Genomic DNA, 2,532 nt, shown 5'->3' with positions numbered 1-2,532 from the left:
TGCCGCGAAACACGAACACGTGACCACAGAAGGGATCGCGTTCAAGGACCGTTTGCACCTTCGCGGCGAGACTGTTGAATCCAGCCCGCATGTCGGTGACTCCTGCGGCCAGCCACACTCGGGATCCGGACGGCAGGCCAATCACGACGGCGACCGCAACGTTGCAAGTACGGTTCGCAGTACGCTCAGGTCCAGCGGCCCGTCGAAGCGTACCCGCACAGCGCCACATTCGACGACGACACTTGAGGACGGTTGTGCCGGCGAGTGCACATGCACGGGGATGAATGTCTCGGTAGGCTGGACATTCGCAGTCGATTCGGCGCGCTCATGAGCGCGCCGCCAGCGGGCGACCATGTTGGCGTTCAAGCCGTGCTCTTGTGCCACATCCGCGATCGAGCGGGCCGGATCGTTTGATTGCGCTACGACCATCGCCCGGAATTCCTTCGGGTAGTTCTTGGACCCAAGTCGCCGGCCCACTGCCTTCGATTCCATCGTTCTGATTCCCACTTGATCTAGTGGGAATCAGATTGCCGACTCTGCGAACCGATGAACAGACGGTCGTGAGGCAACGCTTACCAATCTTCGACAGGCATAAAGGGCGATATGGCTACCGTCGCATCACCGCTACGATTCGGCAAGAGGGCCTCGCCGTCAACCACAAGACGATCCAGCGTCTCATGGGTGATCTGCGACTGAAGTCCTGCGTGCGGATCAAGAAATATCGCGCCTACAAGGGCGAAGTGGGAAAAATTGCGCCAAATGTTCTCGAACGCAAGTTCGACGCAGAATCGCCGAACCAGAAGTGGGTCACAGACGTGACCGAATTCAACGTTCGTGGGGAGAAGCTCTATCTCTCCCCAGTGCTTGACCTTTACAACGGTGAGATCGTTGCGTACCAGATGGCCCGGCGTCCTTTGTTTGACATGGTAGGCACTATGCTAAAAAAGGCATTTGGTCGGCTCAAGCAGAGCGACAAGCCAATCTTACATTCCGACCAGGGAGCCTGTCAGATTTTTAGTGTGCCGAGGTCATGGACGATAACGGAAATAACGCGTCCTATGACCGAAACAACAGTGACCAAGAAGAGCAAGAACCCGAAGGCGCCGAGGCTGTTCCCCGACGAGCTGATCGATCAACTGCTGGCGCAGGTGCAAAGCAAGGATGCCGAGTCGATTCTGGGCGAATCAGGCCTGGCCGGCCAACTAAAGAAACAACTGGCCGAGCGCATGCTCGCGGCGGAACTCACGCACCACCTGGAGAGCGAGGCCGGACAAGGCAGGAGCAGCAATCACCGCAACGGCACCAGCCCCAAGACGGTCATCACGCCCAACGGCGAGCTGAAGCTGGACATTCCACGCGATCGGGAGGCGACGTTCGAGCCCCGACTGGTCGGCAAGTATCAACGCCGCCTGCCGGGCTTTGACGACCACGTCATCAGCATGTATGCGCGCGGCATGAGCGTGCGCGAGATCCAGGGCCATTTGCTGGAGCTGTACGGTCTGCAGGTGTCGCCTGATCTGATTTCGACCGTCACAGATGAAGTACTGGCCGAGGTCGAGCAGTGGCAGCAACGCCCGCTCGAAGCGATGTATCCGATCGTGTATTTCGACGCGCTTCGGCTGAAGATCCGCGACGAAGGCACGGTCAAGAACAAGGCCGTCTATCTGGCGCTGGGCATCCGGGCCGACGGCCGCAAGGAAGTGCTCGGCTTGTGGATCGAACAGACCGAAGGCGCCAAGTTCTGGCTGAAGGTCTTCAACGAGCTGAAGAACCGCGGGTTGCACGACATTCTGATTGCGGTCGTGGACGGCCTGCGCGGCTTTCCGGAAGCGATCGAGGCGGTGTATCCGGCCGCGCAGATCCAGACCTGCATCGTGCATTTGATCCGCAATTCGCTGAATCTGCCGGGCTGGAAGGACCGCAAGCTGCTGGCGGCCGCGCTCAAGCCGATCTATCAGGCCGCCACGGCCGCAGCGGCGGCAGCGGCGCTCGAGGTCTTCGCACAAAGCGGGTGGGGCCGCAAATTCCCCACCGTCGCGCCGATGTGGCAACGCCAATGGGAGCAAGTCATCCCGTTCTTTGCCTATCCGCCAGAGGTGCGCAAAATCATATATACGACAAACGCGATTGAAAGCATGCACATACAGTTGCGCAAGATCGTCAAGAATCGCGGCCACTTCCCCAGCGACGAAGCCGCCAGCAAGCTGCTGTATCTGGCCTTGCGCAACATCGAAAAGGATTGGAAGATGCCGCCTATTACCTGGCGGCAGGCAGTCAATCAGTTCGCCATTATGTTCGGCGAGCGGTTCACGAACGCCATGAGCTGAGATCTTTTAACCGACCTCGGCACACAAAATTACTGACACCTCCCGACCAGGGCTGGCAATATCAGATGGCGGTGTACGGTCGCCTTCTTGAGAACCGTTCGATCACACAAAGCATGTCACGCAAGGGCAACTGCTATGACAATGCCGCCATGGAGAGCTTCTTCGGCACCCTCAAAGCGGAGTTCTTTTATCTCAACAAATTTGA

The 2,532-nt window shown here is 58.5% G+C and carries 3 protein-coding genes and 2 pseudogenes; 3 read left to right on the top strand and 2 right to left on the bottom strand.

Features of this window, described 5'->3' with window-relative positions; genetic code table 11:
• Together tnpB and tnpA are read right to left on the bottom strand one after the other, a co-directional pair.
• A partial coding sequence (gene tnpB, locus VSR82_RS39650) for an IS66 family insertion sequence element accessory protein TnpB (protein ID WP_498858887.1) occupies window positions 1-229 on the bottom strand: 229 nt, incomplete at its 3' end.
• Window positions 142-492, bottom strand: a complete 351-nt coding sequence (gene tnpA / locus VSR82_RS39645) for an IS66-like element accessory protein TnpA (RefSeq protein WP_410852900.1) — start codon at window positions 490-492, stop codon at window positions 142-144. The genes tnpB and tnpA, both read right to left, overlap by 88 nt.
• A gap of 23 nt (window positions 493-515) precedes the next feature.
• Here tnpA and VSR82_RS39640 point away from each other — a divergent pair.
• The 3 genes and pseudogenes from VSR82_RS39640 to VSR82_RS39630 form a co-directional block, all read left to right on the top strand.
• Window positions 516-995, top strand: a pseudogene (locus VSR82_RS39640) (IS3 family transposase); the annotation flags it as partial.
• Between the two features lie 63 nt (window positions 996-1,058).
• Complete coding sequence (locus tag VSR82_RS39635) at window positions 1,059-2,327, top strand: IS256 family transposase (protein WP_498858888.1); 1,269 nt, start codon at window positions 1,059-1,061, stop codon at window positions 2,325-2,327.
• Between the two features lie 44 nt (window positions 2,328-2,371).
• Window positions 2,372-2,532: pseudogene (locus VSR82_RS39630) on the top strand (IS3 family transposase); the annotation flags it as partial.

Source organism: Burkholderia sp. JPY481 (assembly GCF_038900515.1).
Classification (GTDB): Bacteria; Pseudomonadota; Gammaproteobacteria; order Burkholderiales; family Burkholderiaceae; genus Paraburkholderia; species Paraburkholderia youngii.
The sequence above is the reverse complement of the archived record's forward strand: the minus strand, read 5'-3'. Positions and strand labels throughout refer to the sequence as shown.

Bases quoted from the DNA above. Each gene is read 5' to 3' on its own strand.
- tnpA (WP_410852900.1), bottom strand. From the start codon at position 492: ATGGAATCGAAGGCAGTGGGCCGGCGACTTGGGTCCAAGAACTACCCG.
- VSR82_RS39635 (WP_498858888.1), top strand. From the start codon at position 1,059: ATGACCGAAACAACAGTGACCAAGAAGAGCAAGAACCCGAAGGCGCCG.